15 protein-coding genes are annotated in these 17,737 nt (G+C 67.5%); 8 read left to right on the forward strand and 7 right to left on the reverse strand.

Annotated elements, in window-relative coordinates:
• Nucleotides 1-68 precede the first annotated feature (68 nt).
• Complete coding sequence (locus GGR46_RS12495) at nt 69-2,375, forward strand: TonB-dependent receptor (RefSeq protein WP_221262713.1); 2,307 nt, start codon at nt 69-71, stop codon at nt 2,373-2,375.
• A gap of 130 nt (nt 2,376-2,505) precedes the next feature.
• On the opposite strand, the gene GGR46_RS12500 is transcribed toward GGR46_RS12495, so the two are convergent.
• Nucleotides 2,506-3,483, reverse strand: a complete 978-nt coding sequence (locus GGR46_RS12500) for an SH3 domain-containing protein (protein WP_221262714.1) — start codon at nt 3,481-3,483, stop codon at nt 2,506-2,508.
• A 130-nt stretch (nt 3,484-3,613) separates the two neighbouring features.
• Between GGR46_RS12500 and lepA the strand changes: the two genes are divergently transcribed.
• Nucleotides 3,614-5,407, forward strand: coding sequence for a translation elongation factor 4 (gene lepA / locus GGR46_RS12505; RefSeq protein WP_183998141.1), 1,794 nt, complete (start codon nt 3,614-3,616; stop codon nt 5,405-5,407).
• Nucleotides 5,408-5,431: 24 nt separating this feature from the next.
• Here lepA and GGR46_RS12510 read toward each other — a convergent pair whose 3' ends face one another.
• The gene (locus tag GGR46_RS12510; RefSeq protein ID WP_221262715.1) at nt 5,432-7,456 is read right to left on the reverse strand and encodes a beta-L-arabinofuranosidase domain-containing protein; all 2,025 of its coding nucleotides are present in this window, start codon (nt 7,454-7,456) and stop codon (nt 5,432-5,434) included.
• Nucleotides 7,457-7,655: 199 nt separating this feature from the next.
• Between GGR46_RS12510 and GGR46_RS12515 the strand changes: the two genes are divergently transcribed.
• Nucleotides 7,656-8,669, forward strand: coding sequence for a phytase (locus tag GGR46_RS12515; RefSeq protein WP_183998148.1), 1,014 nt, complete (start codon nt 7,656-7,658; stop codon nt 8,667-8,669).
• Nucleotides 8,670-8,675: 6 nt separating this feature from the next.
• Here GGR46_RS12515 and GGR46_RS12520 read toward each other — a convergent pair whose 3' ends face one another.
• The gene (locus tag GGR46_RS12520) at nt 8,676-9,248 is read right to left on the reverse strand and encodes a hypothetical protein (RefSeq protein ID WP_183998149.1); all 573 of its coding nucleotides are present in this window, start codon (nt 9,246-9,248) and stop codon (nt 8,676-8,678) included.
• Between the two features lie 84 nt (nt 9,249-9,332).
• Here GGR46_RS12520 and modA point away from each other — a divergent pair, with 84 nt between their 5' ends.
• The 4 genes from modA (at nt 9,333) to GGR46_RS12540 (ending at nt 11,645) form a co-directional block, all read left to right on the forward strand.
• Complete coding sequence (gene modA, locus GGR46_RS12525) at nt 9,333-10,091, forward strand: molybdate ABC transporter substrate-binding protein (protein ID WP_183998150.1); 759 nt, start codon at nt 9,333-9,335, stop codon at nt 10,089-10,091.
• Nucleotides 10,092-10,180: 89 nt separating this feature from the next.
• On the forward strand, nt 10,181-10,333 hold the full coding sequence (locus GGR46_RS12530) for a hypothetical protein (RefSeq protein WP_183998151.1): 153 nt from the start codon (nt 10,181-10,183) through the stop codon (nt 10,331-10,333).
• Nucleotides 10,334-10,360: 27 nt separating this feature from the next.
• Nucleotides 10,361-11,047, forward strand: a complete 687-nt coding sequence (gene modB, locus GGR46_RS12535; RefSeq protein WP_183998153.1) for a molybdate ABC transporter permease subunit — start codon at nt 10,361-10,363, stop codon at nt 11,045-11,047.
• A complete protein-coding gene (locus tag GGR46_RS12540; RefSeq protein WP_183998162.1) occupies nt 11,037-11,645 on the forward strand; it encodes an ATP-binding cassette domain-containing protein in 609 nt (202 codons plus the stop codon). Before modB ends, GGR46_RS12540 begins: the two co-directional genes overlap by 11 nt.
• Nucleotides 11,646-12,223: 578 nt before the next feature.
• On the opposite strand, the gene GGR46_RS12545 is transcribed toward GGR46_RS12540, so the two are convergent.
• The 4 genes from GGR46_RS12545 to GGR46_RS12560 form a co-directional block, all read right to left on the reverse strand.
• On the reverse strand, nt 12,224-12,991 hold the full coding sequence (locus tag GGR46_RS12545; protein WP_183998165.1) for a GGDEF domain-containing protein: 768 nt from the start codon (nt 12,989-12,991) through the stop codon (nt 12,224-12,226).
• A gap of 25 nt (nt 12,992-13,016) precedes the next feature.
• On the reverse strand, nt 13,017-13,886 hold the full coding sequence (locus GGR46_RS12550) for a 2-dehydropantoate 2-reductase (protein WP_183998167.1): 870 nt from the start codon (nt 13,884-13,886) through the stop codon (nt 13,017-13,019).
• Nucleotides 13,886-14,392: a DUF1993 domain-containing protein gene (locus GGR46_RS12555; RefSeq protein WP_183998169.1), complete on the reverse strand. Its 507-nt coding sequence runs from the start codon at nt 14,390-14,392 to the stop codon at nt 13,886-13,888. Before GGR46_RS12555 ends, GGR46_RS12550 begins: the two co-directional genes overlap by 1 nt.
• Before the next feature lie 122 nt (nt 14,393-14,514).
• Nucleotides 14,515-16,278: a methyl-accepting chemotaxis protein gene (locus tag GGR46_RS12560; protein ID WP_343058138.1), complete on the reverse strand. Its 1,764-nt coding sequence runs from the start codon at nt 16,276-16,278 to the stop codon at nt 14,515-14,517.
• Between the two features lie 126 nt (nt 16,279-16,404).
• Here GGR46_RS12560 and GGR46_RS12565 point away from each other — a divergent pair, with 126 nt between their 5' ends.
• Entirely contained in the window at nt 16,405-17,574 is a 1,170-nt protein-coding gene (locus GGR46_RS12565) for a carbohydrate porin (RefSeq protein WP_246426054.1), read from the forward strand.
• Nucleotides 17,575-17,737: the final 163 nt, after the last annotated feature.

Below are 17,737 nucleotides of genomic sequence, written 5' to 3' on the forward strand. Positions count from 1 at the left end.
GAGCGCGATTCCGCCGTTGTGGAATCGTGGCCAATTTCGTGCGCGGGCAAACGACAGGGAACAACCACATGAAGATTCGGATGACCAAGTCCGTCCTTTTCCTGGGCGCCGCGTTCAGCGCGCTCGTGATCGGCGGTACCGCCCAGGCGCAGGACAGCGCCGCCGCGACCGCCACTGCCGACGAGCCTACGGCCGAGATCGTCGTCACCGCCGAGCGTCGCCCCGAAACGCTGCGCAACACCCCGGTTTCGGTCGCGGTGATCGGCGGCCAGGACGCGCGCGACTTCACCGCCTCGGGCGATGACACGCTGCTCTCGCTCTCGGGCAAGGTGCCGAGCTTCTATGCCGAGACGACCACCGGCCGCATCTTCCCGCGCTTCTACATCCGCGGCCTGGGCAATATCGACTTCTACCTCGGCGCTTCGCAGCCGGTGTCGATCGTCCAGGACGACGTGGTCCTCGAGCATGTCGTGCTCAAGTCGAACCCGGTCTATGACCTCGATCACGTCGAAGTGCTGCGCGGCCCGCAGGGCTCGCTGTTCGGCCGCAACACCACTGCCGGCATCGTCAAGTTCGACACCGTCCGCCCGACGCTCGATCGCCTCGATGCGCGCGGCACGCTGAGCTATGGCAGCTACAACAGCATCAACCTGGACGCCGGCATCGGCGGTCCGCTGGGCGACAACATCGCGGTTCGCGTCTCGGGCCTGATCCAGCACCGCGACAATTATGTCGACAACGCCTATGCCGGCGTGAGCCAGGACGGCACCAACGGCCCGCGCAAGAACGCCATGGGCGGCTTCGACGAGCGCGATGCCCGCATCCAGGTGCTGGTGAAGCCGACCGAAGGCTGGACCTCGCTGTTCTCGGCGCACATGCGCAACTATAACGGCACCTCGACCCTGTTCCTGCGCCAGGCGCTGAAGAAGGGCTCGAACGACGTCAGCAACGTCTCGCGCACCACGGTCCGCTACGACGAGGCGATGGACAATCCGCAGGACTACGACACCTACGGCATGTCGTGGAACAACAGCTTCGATTTCGGGCCGGTCACGCTGACCTCGATCACCGCCTATGAGACCTCGTCGGGCTACAGCCGCGGCGACACCGATGGCGGTGCAGCGGCCGACTATCCGGTCGGTGGCGTGCCCAATGGCTTCGGCCAGTCGATGGGCCGTCTGGCCGATCTCGACCAGTGGACCCAGGAAGTCCGCCTTGCCAGCAACGGCGACGGCCCGTTCAAGTGGCAGGTTGGCGGCATGTACTTCGACAGCCGCGACATCACCGAGTTCTATCAGCGCGCCTGGTTCCTGACGACCGCAGCCCGCAACCCGAACAACTGGGTTCGCCTGCACGACGTCAACACCAGCTGGGCGCTGTTCGGCCAGGCGAGCTACCAGCTCACCCCGAAGTTCCGCCTCACCGCCGGCGTGCGCGTGACCGAGGACACCAAGACCACCGACCTGCTCAAGACCGCCAACACCGTGGCGAATGTGTCGACCTATACCGGCCGCCGCCACGTCCGCCTGTCGGACACCCAGCCCAGCTGGGACGTGAGCGCGCTCTATGAGGTGAACGACGATCTGAGCCTCTACGCCCGTGTCGCCCGCGGCTTCCGCGGCCCGACCATCCAGGGCCGCTCGGCGGTGTTCAACTCGGACTTCACCACTGCCAACTCGGAGACGATCGTGTCGTACGAGGCCGGCCTCAAGTCGAGCCTGTTCGACAACAAGGTCCGCTTCAACCTGACCGGCTTCTACTACACGGTCGACGACATCCAGCTGAACGGCAATGACTCGAACGGCAACGGCGTCCTGTTCAACGCCGACAAGGCCGAGGCATACGGCGTCGAAGCGGAGCTGAACGTGCGTCCGGTGCGCAACCTTGCCCTCTCCTTCGGTGCCAGCTGGCTCCACAGCGAGATCAAGGACAAGCGCGTCTACGCCCAGGTCTGCGCGCTCAACGGCATCGTGGTCTGCACGGTCAACGATCCGGTGAAGCAGGTCGGCGCCAACTATTTCGCGCAGATCGACGGCAACCCGCTGCCGAACGCGCCGAAGTACAACCTGAACGCGACGGCACGCTATGACATCCCGGTCAGCGACAGCGGCCGGGCGTTCATCTCGACCGACTGGAACATCCAAGGCTACACCAACTACGTCCTCTACAAGACCAACGAGTTCTACTCGGACGGCAACTTCGAGGGCGGCCTGAAGGTCGGCTACACGGGTGGCAACGGCACCTGGGAAATCGCCGCCTTTGCCCGCAACATCACGAACGAGAAGAACCTCAAGGGCGTGATCGAGAACTACATGGCCGCCGTGCTCAACGAGCCGCGCGTCATCGGCATCTCGCTGACGGGCCGTACCCGCTAAGCGGCATCAGCCTCTCGGCAAGTCATTCGGGCCCGGTGGAGTCAGCTCCGCCGGGCCCGTTTCTTTCCAGGACAAGAAAAAGGGCGGGTGCCGATGGCGCCCGCCCTTTTTCGTCAACGATGCCGGGGCGTCAGTTCGACGGCGCCAGCTTGGTGTTCAGCACCCAGCCGACATTGTCGTTCTCGTCGGCGACTTCCCACCACAGGCCGTTCTTGTTGCCCGTGGGATAGACGATCGAGCCGACCGGCAAGGTGCGGATGACCTTGCCCGTGGCGGCCGGCGTGGTGCGCATCGCGACCGGCGCCTGGGCGGTGAAGGTCTTGGCGGGTGCAGCCTGGGCGGTGCCGGCATCGCCCGGCTGGACCAGGCCTAGCTCGGTGACCATCTTGGCATAGGCCTGGATGAACGACAGCGTCACGATCCGGCCGATATCGGTGTTCTCATAGCCGCCGCCGACCGCACCGAGCGCGCCGCCGAAGACGCCGACGCCCGCGCCGGCGCCGAAGCCGATGTCGTTCTTGGCGGCATAGCCTTCCTGCACGGCGATCGTCTCGGTCGTGCGGACATTGGTCAGCGAGAGCACGGTGTTCGCTTCGAGCTTGCGCGACTTGACGCCGCCGATCAGCCCGCCGACGCGTCCACCGACCAGACCACCGACGATGCCGCCCACGGCGTTGCCGCTGGCATTGCTGTTGGCGCCCTGCACCTCGGCGACGAGGACATAGTCGGCGGCCTTGATCTGGCCCTGGCCAACGTTCGAGCCGCGCTGCAGACCCAGATTGCCGCCGATCGCGCGCTCACGCGACGCGGCCTGCAGGCCCGAGCCGCGATCGACGAGGTTGAAGCAGCCCGAACGCTGCACCAGTACCTTCAGCAGCTTGGCGGGCGGTGCGAGCTGGTATTGCGTCCAGCCGATGGGATCGTCGCCATCGACGATCGAGAGGGTGCCGAGCTTGCGCGAACAATGCGGCACGTCGTTGACTGCAGCCTGTTGCAGCTTCTGCCCCTTGGTCGGCTTGGCCTGCTTTTGAGCATAGGCCTGAGTCGCGCCGAACAGCGCGGCCGAGGCCATTAGAATCTTTGCGATCGACGCGGTCTTCGAGGTCATGACTTTCCCCACGTTACTGAACCCGCGCGTCGGATAACCCCAAAAGCGTTTCGGAGGAACAACAGAAGTCGCGAAAGGGATGCTGCGAGTGCTTTGGCTTTTGCGTGCAAGCTGCTAACGCGCGCCGATCATGGCGACCGAACTTTCCAAGATCCGCAACTTTTCCATCATCGCGCACATCGACCACGGCAAGTCGACCCTGGCCGATCGGCTCATCCAGCGCACCGGCGGGCTCTCCGACCGCGAGATGTCCGCGCAGGTGCTCGACAACATGGACATCGAGAAGGAGCGCGGCATCACCATCAAGGCGCAGACCGTGCGCCTGGAATGGAAGGGCCATATCCTCAACCTGATGGACACGCCGGGGCACGTCGACTTCGCCTATGAGGTGAGCCGCAGCCTCGCCGCCTGCGAAGGCGCGCTGCTGGTGGTGGACGCCGCGCAGGGCGTCGAGGCGCAGACCCTGGCGAACGTCTACCAGTCGATCGAGCACGACCACGAGATCATCCCGGTGATCAACAAGATCGATCTCCCCTCGGCCGAGCCCGAGAAGGTGAAGAACGAGATCGAGGAGATCATCGGCATCGACGCGTCGAACGCGGTGCTCGCCAGTGCCAAGTCGGGCATCGGCATCGAGGAGATCCTGGACGCCGTCGTCGAGCGTATCCCGGCGCCCAAGGGCGATGCCGATGCGCCGCTCAAGGCGATGCTGGTCGATAGCTGGTACGACCCCTATCTCGGCGTCGTGATCCTGGTCCGCGTGATCGACGGCACGATCAAGAAGGGCCAGCAGATCAAGTTCATGGCGGCCGGGACGACCCATCTGGTCGACCGCGTCGGCGCGTTCACGCCCAAGATCGAGCAGCTGCCCGACCTGGGGCCGGGCGAGATCGGCTTCATCACCGCGCAGATCAAGGAAGTGGCCCAGGCCCGCGTCGGCGACACGCTGACCGACGCCAAGCGGCCCGCGCTCGAACCGCTGCCGGGCTTCAAGGAAGTCCAGTCGGTGGTGTTCTGCGGCCTCTTCCCGGTCGACGCCAACGACTTCGAGAAGCTGCGCGAGAGCATCTCGAAGCTGCGGCTCAACGACGCCAGCTTCTCGTTCGAGATGGAGACGTCCGCTGCGCTGGGCTTCGGCTTCCGCTGCGGCTTCTTGGGCCTGCTCCACCTGGAGATCATCCAGGAGCGGCTGATGCGCGAATATGATCTCGATCTGATCACCACCGCGCCGTCCGTGGTCTATCAGATCGAGCTGACGCATGGCGGCGGGCATATCGAGCTGCACAATCCGGCCGACATGCCGGATCCGAACAAGATCGAGAGCATCGCGGAACCCTGGATCCAGGCCGTGATCTATGTGCCGGACGAGTATCTCGGTTCGGTGCTGAAGCTGTGCCAGGACCGGCGCGGCATCCAGAAGAACCTGACCTATGTCGGCGGCCGTGCGCAGGCGACCTATGAGCTGCCGCTCAACGAGGTCGTGTTCGATTTCTACGACCGGCTGAAGTCGCTGTCCAAGGGCTATGCCAGCTTCGACTATGAGCAGATCGGTTATCGCGAGGGCGACCTCGTCAAGATGGGCATCCTGGTCAATGAGGAGCCGGTCGATGCGCTCAGCATGATCGTCCACCGGTCGACCGCCGAGGTGCGTGGCCGCGGCATGGTCGAGCGGCTGAAGGAGCTCATCCCGAGGCACCTGTTCAAGATCCCGATCCAGGCGGCAATCGGCGGCAAGGTGATCGCCCGCGAGACGATCAGCGCGATGCGCAAGGACGTGACCGCCAAATGCTATGGCGGCGACGCGACGCGTAAGCGGAAACTTCTGGAGAAGCAGAAGAAGGGCAAGGCGAAGATGCGCGAGTACGGCTCGGTCAGCATCCCGCAGGAAGCCTTCATCGCGGCGCTGCGGATGGGCGAGGAGTAACGACGCCGCTCGAAGCGGCGCCGGCTAGGTCTTCTTCGCCACCGGAAAACTCGTGATCCTGAGCTTCGGCGCGGCATAGGGCATCAGCACCAGCTTCTCCGGCTCGCCTTTCACCACTGCCGTCGCCGGGGGCGGGGCGGCGGCATTGTCCTGCTCGTCCCAGTCGGCGGCGGTCAGGCGATAGCCTTGCGTCACCAGCACCACCGGCGGGCTGCGGCGCGAGAAGGGCACCGGCCCGATCGCGCGCTCGACCCGCTCGATCGGCGCATCTCCGGCCAGCGCATAGCGCCACTCGCCCTCGGGCAGCACCGCCCAGTCCGCGGTCAGCCCGCGGTCGCGCAGCTTCTGCCATTTCTCGGGGATCGGCAGCGAGAACACCAACGGCCCCTGCTCGACGAAGCTGCCATGGGGCGAGGCGACACGGCGCGGCTCGGCGGTGAAGCGCAGTTCGATCCTGTCTCCGGCCTTCCATTCGCGATCGACCCTGGCGAATTGCCCCGCGGTGGCGCCGGCGATTGCCTTGCCATTGACTCGGATGCTCGCCGTCCTCGCCCAGCCGGGCACGCGCAGCGCCACCGGGAAGCGGGTCGGCCGGGCCGGATCGACACGGATCGTCACCCGGTCGCGGAACGGATAGTCGGTCTCTTCGCGCAACGTCACAGGCACGCCGCCGACAGCGGTGGAGACTTCGCACGGGCCGTAGATCGTCTTCGCCAGCCCGCCCTCGGCGCTCGCCATCCACAGGCTCGCGACCAGCTTGGGCCAGCCCTGATGGAAATTGGCGGTGCAGCAGCCGAAATTGGGCTCCAGCCCGAACAGGTTCGATTCAGAGCCGTTGGTCGTCCACGGGCCCTTCTCGTGCGCGCAGCGGATCTGGTTGGGCTGCTGGTCGTACTGGTGCGCCCACATGTCGTCGGTGAAGGTCGCCTGCAGCGCATTGTAGGCGATGCGCTCGATCCGATCGCCCAGCACGGCGTCACCGGTGATGGCGAGGCCGAGCTCGAGCGAGTACATCGCCTCGACGATCGCGCACAGCTCAACGCCCTGGCTCGGGCTCCGCCCGGCAAGATGCTCGTCGGCCGAATAGATGCCGATCGGCAGGCCGTGATAGCGGTCGAGGATCGCCAGCTGGTTGTGGATCGCCTTGCGATCCTCGGCGCTGCCCGAAACCACCGCCCATACCGGCGACGCCTTCAGCGCCTGCGCATTGTTGACGCCGTGCAGCGTCTGCGCATGGTCCGCGAGCCCGTTGGCGGTGCCCTCCGCGCCGGTCTTGTCGAGGCCGACCTCCGCCTTGATCGTCTTGGTGCGATAGGGATAGTCCGGCCCGAACAGCCCTTGCCAGTCGGTGCCCTGCCGCTTGAGCAGCTGGGCCAGTTCGAGCAGCTTCGCATCGCCGGTGCGGTTGTAGAGCCAGATCACCGACACGACTTCGTCCTGCCAGCGCGACCGGCCCCAGTCGCGCAGCGGCCGGCCCGGCATCTCCGCCAGCTGGTGATGGAAATAGCGGGTCATCACCGGGATGACCCGCGGATCCTGGGTCAGCTCATGATATTGGGTGAGCACCTTCAGCATCACCATGCGCGGCCACCAGTCGTTGTTGCTGCGCGGGCCGATCATCCCGTTGGGGGCGGGGTTGTCGAGCGTCCAGTCGATGAACTTCATCGCCTTGGCCTTGAGCGGTGCGGAGTCGAGCATCCATGCCAGCGGCACCAGCCCGTCGAGGAAATAGGGGCCGCGCTCCCAGCTCTCGCCCTTGCCGCCCAGCCAGCCGCTGTCGGGGCCGAGATCGGGCCAGGTCTCGTCGATCCGCCCGCCCATGCCATCGGCCTGGATCTGCAACTGCTTGCGCAGCCATCCGCCCGGCCGGACCGCGCCGGTCGGCAACGGATAGAAGGGCTGGGGCGCGAGTGGCGCGCGATTGGGTGGTGGCGACGCGGCGATCAAGGGGGCAGCAGGCCGCGCGGCGGCCGGTACGCCAGCTGCCGTGGCCGCGACGGCGGCGGTGCTGCCGAGGAACTGGCGGCGATTGGTGTGATGGCTGCGCAAGGCGTCGCTCTCCCGGCTTATCTGACTTATATGATTCGTTGGGGAGAATGGCCGCTGCTCTGCTGCCGTTCAAGTATCTGCGGCTTTTCGATTGCGAACCCGATGGGAGAACCACCGGCGCAGGTGGGCGCTTGTCGCGCGACTGTCATCGATCCGTCGCACTGCGTTTATAGGGGCGGTTCGAAACGAAGGGGATCCCATGCTGCTTGCCACGCTGATGCTGCTCCAGACCGCGCCCGTCGCTGCTGCCGTGCAGGAGGTGCCGACGGCCGAGGTGAAGGCGGTCGGCGAGACGACAGCGGTGGCGAGCCTGGAGGATGCGGCGGACGATCCCGCGATCTGGCGCAACCCGCGCGATCCCCGGCAGAGCCTGATCGTCGCGACCGACAAGAAGGCCGGGCTCAACGTCTACGACCTGTCGGGCAAGCTGCGCTCGACGCTACCGGCGGGGCGGGTGAACAATGTCGACCTGCGCCTATGGGGCGGGCAGGTGATCGTCGCGGCGAGCGATCGCAACGACAAGGCGGCGGCCAAGCTGGCGCTCTACGCGCTGGATACGAAAGCGGCGACGCTGCGCGAGATCGGGCGCTTCGATGCGGGGGCGGGCGAGGCGTACGGCCTGTGCATGTACGCGCCGCGCGGGGGCAGGCTCTATGCGTTCGTCGTGCACAAGGCGGGCACGATCGTGCAGATGGAAGTGCTGCGCGAAGGCGGCGCGATCAAGGCGGATCGGGTGCGGACGATGAAGCTGGCGACCCAGTCCGAGGGCTGTGTGGCGGACGACCGTACCGGCCAGCTGTTCGTCGGCGAGGAGGATGTCGGCGTGTGGCGCTTCGGCGCGGGCGCCAGGGACGCGGTTGCCGGCGAGAAGGTGATCGTGGCGGACGGCAAGCGCCTGGTGGCGGACGTCGAGGGCGTGGCGATCGCGGCCGAAGGCGCGCGGGGCGGCTATCTGGTCGTGTCGAGCCAGGGCGACAGCGCCTATGGGCTGTGGCGCCTGAGCGACATGGCCTATGCCGGGCGCTTCCGGATCGCTGCGGGCAAGTTCGGGGCGACGAGCGAGACCGACGGGATCGAGGTTTCGACTGCAAGCTTCGGGCCGGGGCTCGCAGGTGGGATCATGCTGGCGCAGGACGGCGACAATGCTCCGGCCGCGCAGAACTTCAAGCTGGTCCGCTGGGCCGATGTGCGCAAGGCGCTGAAGCTGCGCTGACGCGTCCTATCCTGCCCGCATGATCGCAAGCAGATCGGCCATGCGGGCATCGATCGGGGCAAGGCGCTGCTGGTCCTCGGGCGCGAACAGCGGCAGCATTTCGATGCCGGGCCGCCAATAGCGATCGGTGATGTCGCGCCGGGCGGCGGCGAGCGCGATATATTCGCGCGCGGCGGCGTTGCCGGCATCGGGCGCCATGATGTTGCGGCGATAGGTCGCCGGATCATAGACCGCATCGGGTTGGGACAGGAACAGGATTCGGGGCGGCGCGCCGGTCTGCGGGGTGACGTCGACCAGCGTGCCATCGGGCGATCGCCAGACGGCATGATGCTCGGCTTCGAAATAGCGGCCGGGCCAGCGCCAGATCGCCCAGCCATAGGCCGCCGATCCGCCGTGGCGGCTGGCCTGCGTCTCCGAATTCTCGAAGCAATGGATGAATTTCGCACCGGGCGCCGGCTGCACCGGCACATAGACGGGCTCGGCCGGCGAGATCGCCGCGCAGAAGGCGCGCGTTTCGGCGTCGATCTGCTCGGGCGGACCGAGGATGAGCGCGTCATCGGAGGCGGGGGACTGGTCCATGGCCCAAGGGCTAGGCGTTCGCCGGGGGCGGTGCAACGACTGGTTCGCCTTGTGCGGCGGCGCCCATGTCCGCATACCCCGGCCATGACCAACCGGCGTGAACTGCTCTTCGGCATCCTGGCAACTTCGCTGGCCGGGCCGCGCATGGCGCTGGCGAGTGCGAAGGCGCCGCTGGTGCTGGCCGCGGCGAGCCTGCAGGAATCGATGACCGCGGCGGCAGATGCCTGGGCGGCGAAGGGCCGCGCGCGGCCGGTCTGCTCCTTCGCGGCCTCCTCGGCGCTGGCGCGGCAGATCGCGGCGGGGGCGGCGGCGGACCTGTTCGTCTCGGCCGACGAGCCCTGGATGGACGATATCGAGAAGCGCGGGCTGATCGTGCCGGGCACGCGCGCGCCCTTTCTCGGCAACCGGCTGGTGATCGTCGGGCCCGCCGGCGCTCCGCGCGCACGGCCCCAGGACGAGTTTCGCGGGCTCGGGACGACGCGGGTGGCGATCGCCGATCCGGATGCGGTGCCGGCCGGGCGCTATGCCAGGGCCGCGCTCGAATATGGCGGGCGCTGGGCGGCGGTGGCGCCGCAGCTGGTGCGGGCGGAGAGCGTGCGCGCCGCCCTGGCGCTGGTCGAGCGCGGGGCGGTGCCGCGCGGTATCGTCTATGCGACGGACGCCCAGGCATCGAAGCAGGTGCAGGTGGTGGCGGTCTTCTCCGAGCGGAGCCATCCGCCGATCCGCTATCCGCTCGCCCGGCTCAAGGCAGCGACCAGCCCGGACGCCGAGCCCTTCCGCCGCTTCCTGCTGAGCGGCGAGGGGAAGGCGATCTTCCGGCGTTTCGGGTTCCGGACGCTCTAGGAGGCTGCGCGGCGGCGCGGTTGACCCGGACCGTCGCCTCGCCTCTAGTGCGGCATCGTCGGTTAGACGCCGATAATCGGGGGCATGGCATGAGCAAGAACGGTTCGATCGGGTTCGCTGCGGGCGTGTTTGGCGGGATCATCCTGGGCGCGCTGATCCACAATATGGCGATCGGCCTGCTGATCGGGTTCGCAGTCGGCTTCGGCCTGCTGAAGTTCCCGGTGAAGCGCGGCGACGCCTGACCGACCGCAGGCGGGAGACGAGGAGCCGTGACTCCCGAGCTTTGGGGCATCGTCTGGCTGTCGCTCAAGGTGGGCGGCGTGGCGGTGCTCGGCTGCCTGCCGGTGGCGTTCGCGCTGGCCTGGCTGCTGGCGCGGGGGCGGTTTCCGGGGAAGCTGCTGCTCGACGGGCTGGTGCACCTGCCGCTGGTGGTGCCGCCGGTGGTGACCGGTTGGCTGCTGCTGCTCGCCTTCGCACCTGCGGGGCCGATCGGTAGCTGGCTGGAGAGCTGGTTCGGGGTGAGCGTGCTGTTCCGCTGGACCGGCGCGGCGATTGCGAGCGCCGTGATGGCGCTGCCGCTGATGGTGCGGGCGATGCGGCTGTCGATCGAGGCGGTGGACCGCCGGCTCGAACAGGCGGCGGCGACGCTCGGTGCGGGGCGCTGGCGCGTCTTCGCCAGCGTGACTCTGCCGCTGAGCCTACCGGGTGTCCTTGCCGGCACGGTGCTCGGCTTCGCGAGGGCGCTGGGCGAGTTCGGCGCGACGATCACCTTCGTCTCGAGCGTGCCCGGCGAGACGCAGACGCTGCCGCTCGCCATCTATGCCGCGCTGCAGATTCCGGGCGGAGAGGCGCAGGTGCTGCGGCTGGCGGGCATCTCGGTGCTGCTCTCGCTGGCGGCGCTGCTGGTTTCCGAGCTGATCGCCCGGCGCGCGGGCAGGGGGCTGCATGTCCTTTGACGTCGACCTGACCAAGCGGCTGGGCGAGGCGGAGATCGCGTGCCGGATCGAGGCAGGCGAGGGGCTCACCGTGCTGTTCGGTCCTTCAGGGGCCGGGAAGACCAGCGTGCTCAACATGGTCGCCGGGCTGGTCGAGCCCGATGCCGGGCATGTGCGGGTGGCGGGCGAGACGCTGTTCGACGGCGGCGCCGGGCTCGACGTACCGGTGGCCGAGCGTCGCGCCGGCTATGTGTTCCAGGAGCCGCGACTGTTCCCGCACCTGCGGGTACGGTCGAACCTGCTCTATGGCCGGCGCGCGGATGACGGGCTCGATGTGGACGAGACGATCGCGCTGCTCGGCATCGCGCATCTGCTCGATCGCTGGCCGCGCACCCTGTCGGGCGGCGAGGCGCGGCGGGTGGCGATCGGGCGGGCGCTGCTCTCCGACCCGCGTTTCCTGCTGCTCGACGAGCCGCTCTCTTCGCTCGATAGGGCGCGGCGCGAGGAGATCATGACGCTGATCGAGCGGCTGCGCGACACGATGAAGCTGCCGATCCTGATGGTGACGCACGACCGTGAGGAGGCGGCGCGGCTGGGAACGCGGATCGTGGAGATCTAGGGGGCGGCTTTCGCCCTGAAATCAGGCACCAGGGCGAGTGCCTGGTCGTTGTCCCGTGGAGTGAGGCGCGACCGAGCGGCTACCCGTTTCTTGCCTGGTCCAATCGCGGTGCGCCGGATTGCACCGTTTCAGATCATATAATCTGCGTACATATTGTGCGCAGGCGCGAAAAATGGTGCCCTTTCGACCGGCGAATTGTTCGCCGAAGCTGGAGACTGCCTATGTTATTCATGGCCGTTGCACTGATGCTTGCAGGAGATGACCTGCCGAATTGCCTTGATGAACTGGTTCCTCCCGAGCTCGTGGGCAGCCCCGACTTCCCCGGTGGCCATTGCGATCCCATGGGGGTTCCTCCTCCCCCGACGTCCCCTATCGATCCGCTCGATCCGCGTGTGAACCCGCCGGCACCACCGCCGCCGCCTCCTCCCCCGCCGCGGCCCTACGATCCCAGCTACACCTGACACTTTCAACGACAGCGCGGGCTCCATGGGCTCGCGCTGCCACAACAGGCACGCCACAATTCCCGGAGCGGAATTGTGGAGCCGTGGTTCCTCCCTTCCGGGAAGGGGCTCCAGCCGTCAGCCTTCCAGCTCCGGCCCGTAGACGCGGAAGGATACGCCTTCGCTGCGCTTGGCGGCGTAGAGGGCGAGATCGGCGCGGCGGGTCAGCTCCACGGGGGTGAGCTTCTCGGCGCGGGACAGGGCGATGCCGATGCCGGTGCCCACGTGGAGCGTGCGTCCCTCGACGAAGACCGGGCGGGCGATGCTCTCCGCGAGCCGGCCGGCGATCAGCTTGACGATCTCGGGATTGGCGAGACCGGGGGTGATCACCGCGAACTCGTCGCCGCCCAGCCGCGCGGCGGTGTCACCCTCGCGCACGGCGCCGGCGATACGATCGGCGACCACGCGCAGCAGTGCGTCTCCCATGCCATGGCCATGGGTGTCGTTGATCGCCTTGAAGCCATTGAGATCGAGCATCAGCACTGCATGCAGGCCGCTGGGGCTGAGCTTGGCCAGTGCCTCGTCAAAGGCGCGGCGATTGGGCATGCCGGTGAGCGCGTCGTGATAGCCGAGGTCGCGCGCGCTGCGCTCAGCGGCGATCCGCCGGTCCCGCTCGCGTCCCCGGGCGCGGTGCTGGTTCAGGCCGTAGCTGAACAGCAGCAGGATCAGTGCCGAGGCGAAGAGCAGGAATTCGTCCAGCTCGATGCGCAGCTTGCGGTCGGTTACCGAGGAGGTCTCGTCCCGGAAGATGTCGAACGCGAAGATGCCGTAGAGCCCGGCCATCGCCAGCAGGACGACGAACCAGACGCTCCGATTGGATAGCAGCGCACGAATCCCGGGTTCCATGCGCCGGAATCTGCACCCGTAACGGTTAACGTGGGGTAGAGGCGGCGCTCAGTAGAGATGCGAGTGCGCGATTCATCGGCGCGTCGATCCCGTGCTTCTCGCCCAGGCGCACGATCACCCGGTTCCGGGCGTCGACCTCGGTCGTGCGGCCGGCGACGTAATCGGCGTGGAGCGAATTGACCGACTCCGGATGCGCCAGGGTGGTCCATTTCACCACCTGGTCGGCGAGCTTGTCGGGCAGGTCGGCGCCTTCGGCCCGGCCCACCGCGATGCATTCGCGGACCAGCGCGCGCATCACCTCGGCGACGCCTTCGTCATTGGCCACTTCGGCGGGGCGCAGGGTGAGCGCGCTGACGATGCCCGAGCAGTTGATCGCCAGCTTGCGCCAGGCGGCGGTGAGGAAGTCGGGGGTGGTCTGCGCGTCGATCGGCGTGTCGGCGAACAGCGCGACCAGTGCCTCGCCGGCTTCGCCCTCGGGCACATGGATGGTGCCGTTGCGGCGCTGGACGATGCGGCCGGGGGCGCCGCGCTCCGCGGGGAGGTCGATGATCACCGGTACGGTGCGCTGGGCCGGCACCTGCGGGAAGCGATCGCGCTGCTCGACGCCGTTCTGGATCACCGCGAGCCGGGTGCTGGCGCCCATCAGCCCGGGCAGCCAGGCGGCCGCGGCGGCGCAGTCATAGGTCTTGGTGGTGCAGAGCACCCAATCGACTTCGGTCGCTTCGGCCGGATCGGTGAGGATGCGCGGCGTGGCGCGGATCAGGCCCTCGGGCGTCTCGACCTCGAGATCTTCGAGCGGCGAGCGTGCGCAGACCGTTACTTCGTGACTCTGGGCCAGCCAGGCGGCGAGGGTGCCGCCAATGGCACCCGCGCCGATCACCGCGACACGGACCATCAGATGCCGCCCAGATAGTCCATCTTGCCGAGCGGCGCGCCCTTGTGGCGCAGGATCGCGTAGGCGGTGGTCATGTGGAAATAGAAGTTCGGCAGCGCGAAGGCGGTGACGTAGGGCAGGCCCTTGAAGTGGAAGCTGCGGTTGGGGGTCTTCACTTCGATATCGGCATCCTCGCGCCCGTCGACCGCCTCGCGCGGGACCGACTTGAGGAACTCGACCGTCGCGGCGATGCGCGCCTGGAGCTCGTCGAAGCTCGTCTCGGTGTCGGGCATCGCCGGGGCGTCGAGCTGGCCGAGGCGGGCCAGGGCGAACTTGGCGCCATCGCTGACGCGCTGGATCTGCGAGCTGAGCGGGGCCATGTCGTCCGCGAGCCGCGCTTCGAGCAGCTCGGCATGCGGGACGCCATTCTCGTCGGCCCAGGCACGCGCCTTGTCGAGGAAACTGGCCATCGACTTGAAGCCGCGGAGGAAGGCGGGGACGGTGAGGTCGTAGAGTTCAGTCGTCATGGCCGCGGAAATAGGCGCTGGCCGGGCATGGCGCAACGGTCCTTGCGGTTTCGCAATGGACCGAAACGGGAAGAGCCGGCGAGGTGTGTGTCCCGCCGGCTCTTCTTGTTCGGGGACTGGGCTCAGTGCACCGTGGTGCCGTGCAGCGCCGGGCGCTGCGGGGCGGGGCGATGGCCGCCCTGTGGCGCGTCGATGGTGAAGGTCGCGGTGCTCTCGGCGAGCGAATTCACCTCGAGGGTGAGGTTGCGCGCGGCGGCCGAGGTTTCCTCGACCATCGCGGCGTTCTGCTGGGTGCCGCGATCCATGTCGCCGATCGCCTCGCTGACCTGGCTGATCGCGTGGCTCTGGGCATTGTTGTCCTCGGCCATGGTGCCGATCAGGGCATGGACCTGGCCGACATCGCCCGAGATGTCGGCGAGCGCGCCATCGACCTTCATCACGGCTTCCACCGCGGTGACGACTTCGGCCTGGGTGTGGGTGAGCTGGTCGCGGGCGCGGCCGGCTTCTTCCTCGGCCCGCATGGCGAGGGCGGAGACCAGGTCGGCGACGACGGCGAAGCCGCGGCCCGCCTCGCCGGCGCGGCCCGCTTCCACCGCCGCGTTCATCGCGAGGACGCGGGTCTGGAACGCGATCTTGTCGAGGCCCTCGATCACGCTGTCGATGCCCTTGGCGGATTCGCTGACGCGGTTCATCGCCTGCACGGCTTCGTCGGCGATAGCACGGCCATTGCCGACCACGGCGATGGCGCCATCGGCGCGCGACAGCGTCTCGTTGGCCGAGAGCGCGACCGACTTGAGCCGGTGATCGATGGCGTTGACCGCGGCGTTGGTCTCCTCGAGCGTCGCGGCGTTGCGTTCGGTGCGGCGGGCGAGATCCTCGGAGGCCGAGGCGATCTCATTGGCGCCGGTGCGGATATTCTCGGTGCCGGTAACGACGGTGCCGATCAGCGACCGCAGGCCGCCTGCCGCATCGTTGAAGCTGCGCTTGAGCGCGGCGAAGGGGCCGGTGAGATCGGCGTCGATCTCGACGCTGAGATCGCCGCGCGCCATCGCGTCGAGGCTGGTGCCGATCGTATCGACGATCAGGCGGGTCTGCGTCTCCTTGGCTTCCTCGGCGGCCTTGAGCTTGTCGCGGAAGGCGTCGATCGCCTGGGCCATGCCGCCCAGCTCGTCCTCGCGGTTCGCATGCGGCACCTTCACCGACAGGTCGCCGCCGTCCAGCGCGCGCATCGTGCCGGCAAGGTCGAGCAGCGGGCGGATGAGCAGGCGGCGCGCGGTCTGGGCGAGCAGCAGCGCGGCGGCCAGGCCGGCGAGCAGGGTGAGGAACAGGATCACCATCGCGATGGTGCCGAGCGTCGCCGAGCTGGCCGCGACCTGCTTGGCGTGATTCTCGATCGCTTCCGAAGCTGCGGCCATCGATTCCTCCAGCGCACGGAACTGCTGGAGGAAGGTGGGAAGCTGGTTGCGTGCCGCTGCCGGATCGGCGCCGGCGGCATCGACGATCTTCTGCGCGGCGGCGGCATAGCTGACCACCGGCGCCTTGAGCTTGCTGGTTGTCGCGACGATGCTGTCGACACCCTGGAAGGCGGCATCCTCGTCGATCGCCTTCGACAGCGTGTCGAGGTGGTCCTTGAGGTCGGCGAGGGTTTCGCGCCGGGCGGCATCGTCGCCGCCGACCAGTGCGGCGAGCACGTCGGCGCGGACCGCGTCGTGCATCATGTCCGCTTCCATATGGTTCTGGAGCAGGCTCGCCGCAGCGGCCTGTTCGGCGATCGCGGCATTTTCCTTGGCAACGATGAACAGACCGGTGCCGCCCGAAAGCGCGGTAATGCCGATCAGGACGGCGGCGGCTTGCGTCGTCGCCTTGTTGAGTGACGTGATCTTCACGGAAGTCTCCCGCACGGAAGCCTCCGCGGCTCCGTCCCCGAAGCCAATTATAGGGTGAATCGAACCGCTATGGTCTGAACCGTCTATTATTGTGTCCGGGGATGTCGCGAACTGGGGTTTTTGGACATGCGTGGGACTTTCGGCGGGGCCTCGACGGCGCTCGCCCTGCTTTTCTCGACTTCGGCCTATGCTCAGGACTCCGAAGATCCCGCGCTCGATATCGGCGCGACCTATCGGGCGGACCTGGCGGGCGTGGCTGCCGACGGGCGCAAGATGCGCAGCTTCGGCCTCGACGATCTGAACATCGAGGCGAATGGCGATCTGGAGCGGCTGGTCGGCTGGAAGGGCGCGAGCTTCCATGTGGACGTGCTCAACAACCTTGGTGACCGGCCCAACGACGTGGCGGGCACGCTGCAGGGCGTCGACAATATCGAAGTCGCCTCGCCCAAGCTGCGCCTGTACGAGCTCTGGCTCGAGCAGAAGGTCGGCGCCGCCACCACGCTGCGCGCCGGTCTCTACGACCTCAACAGCGAATTCTATGCGAGCGATGCCTCGGGCCTGCTCATTGCGCCGGCCTTTGGCGTGGGATCGGAGATCGCCGCGACGGGTCCGAACGGCCCCTCGATCTTCCCGACCACCGCGCTGGCGGTGCGCGTCGAGCAGCGCTTCGGCGGCGCCGGCTTCGCGCGTGTCGCGGTGCTCAACGCCACGGCCGGTGCGCTGGGCGACGATCGCGGCTCGGCGCTCGACTTCCATCACGGCGCGCTGCTCATCGGTGAAGCCGGTGTGGAGAAGGACGGCAACAAGCTCGCCGTCGGCGCCTGGGGCTATAGTCAGAAGCAGGACGACATCGTCGAGACGGACGGCGCAGGCGATCCGATCCGCCGCAAGGCACGCGGTGCCTATGTGATCGCGGAGAAGGCGCTCGGCGACCAGGACGGCCCCTTCGCCACCAGCCTGTTCGTCCGGGCCGGCATCTCCGACGGCAAGACCACGCCCTACAAGGGTGGCTGGCAGGCGGGGGTGCTCGCGGCGCACGTCGTGCCGGGCCGCGACGACAGCCAGGTCTCGATCGGCGTGAACCAGGCCTATCTGTCGAAGGGCTATCGCGATCTGCTGCGCGGGGACGGGATCCACACTGCCGCGGCGGAGAACGCAGTGGAGTTCACCTTCTCGGACAAGATCACCAAGTTCCTGACTTTGCAGCCGGATCTGCAGTTCATCTGGAATCGTGGAGGCGATGCCGACGCCCGGCGCGTCACCGTGGCCATATTGCGCGCGACACTGGAGTTCTGACTTCCGGATAGCTCCAATATGGTGTGAGTATATCCGTAAAACTGGGGAGTTGAGTGGAGAGGATGCTCTCCCTAGGATTCGACGGATATTGATGCATGCGGGCATGGCACTTGGTTATGCCTTGCATGCATCTCGATAAGACTTGGCGTGAATTGCCAATTGA

It is taken from the genome of Sphingomonas kyeonggiensis (assembly GCF_014196745.1).
Classification (GTDB): domain Bacteria; phylum Pseudomonadota; class Alphaproteobacteria; order Sphingomonadales; family Sphingomonadaceae; genus Sphingomonas; species Sphingomonas kyeonggiensis.

Coding starts and splice junctions, on each gene's coding strand:
- GGR46_RS12565 (WP_246426054.1), top strand. CDS start 16,405: ATGCGTGGGACTTTCGGCGGGGCCTCGACGGCGCTCGCCCTGCTTTTC.
- GGR46_RS12530 (WP_183998151.1), top strand. CDS start 10,181: ATGAGCAAGAACGGTTCGATCGGGTTCGCTGCGGGCGTGTTTGGCGGG.
- GGR46_RS12555 (WP_183998169.1), bottom strand. CDS start 14,392: ATGACGACTGAACTCTACGACCTCACCGTCCCCGCCTTCCTCCGCGGC.
- GGR46_RS12545 (WP_183998165.1), bottom strand. CDS start 12,991: ATGGAACCCGGGATTCGTGCGCTGCTATCCAATCGGAGCGTCTGGTTC.
- GGR46_RS12540 (WP_183998162.1), top strand. CDS start 11,037: ATGTCCTTTGACGTCGACCTGACCAAGCGGCTGGGCGAGGCGGAGATC.
- lepA (WP_183998141.1), top strand. CDS start 3,614: ATGGCGACCGAACTTTCCAAGATCCGCAACTTTTCCATCATCGCGCAC.
- modA (WP_183998150.1), top strand. CDS start 9,333: ATGACCAACCGGCGTGAACTGCTCTTCGGCATCCTGGCAACTTCGCTG.
- GGR46_RS12500 (WP_221262714.1), bottom strand. CDS start 3,483: ATGACCTCGAAGACCGCGTCGATCGCAAAGATTCTAATGGCCTCGGCC.
- GGR46_RS12515 (WP_183998148.1), top strand. CDS start 7,656: ATGCTGCTTGCCACGCTGATGCTGCTCCAGACCGCGCCCGTCGCTGCT.
- GGR46_RS12520 (WP_183998149.1), bottom strand. CDS start 9,248: ATGGACCAGTCCCCCGCCTCCGATGACGCGCTCATCCTCGGTCCGCCC.
- GGR46_RS12495 (WP_221262713.1), top strand. CDS start 69: ATGAAGATTCGGATGACCAAGTCCGTCCTTTTCCTGGGCGCCGCGTTC.
- GGR46_RS12550 (WP_183998167.1), bottom strand. CDS start 13,886: ATGGTCCGTGTCGCGGTGATCGGCGCGGGTGCCATTGGCGGCACCCTC.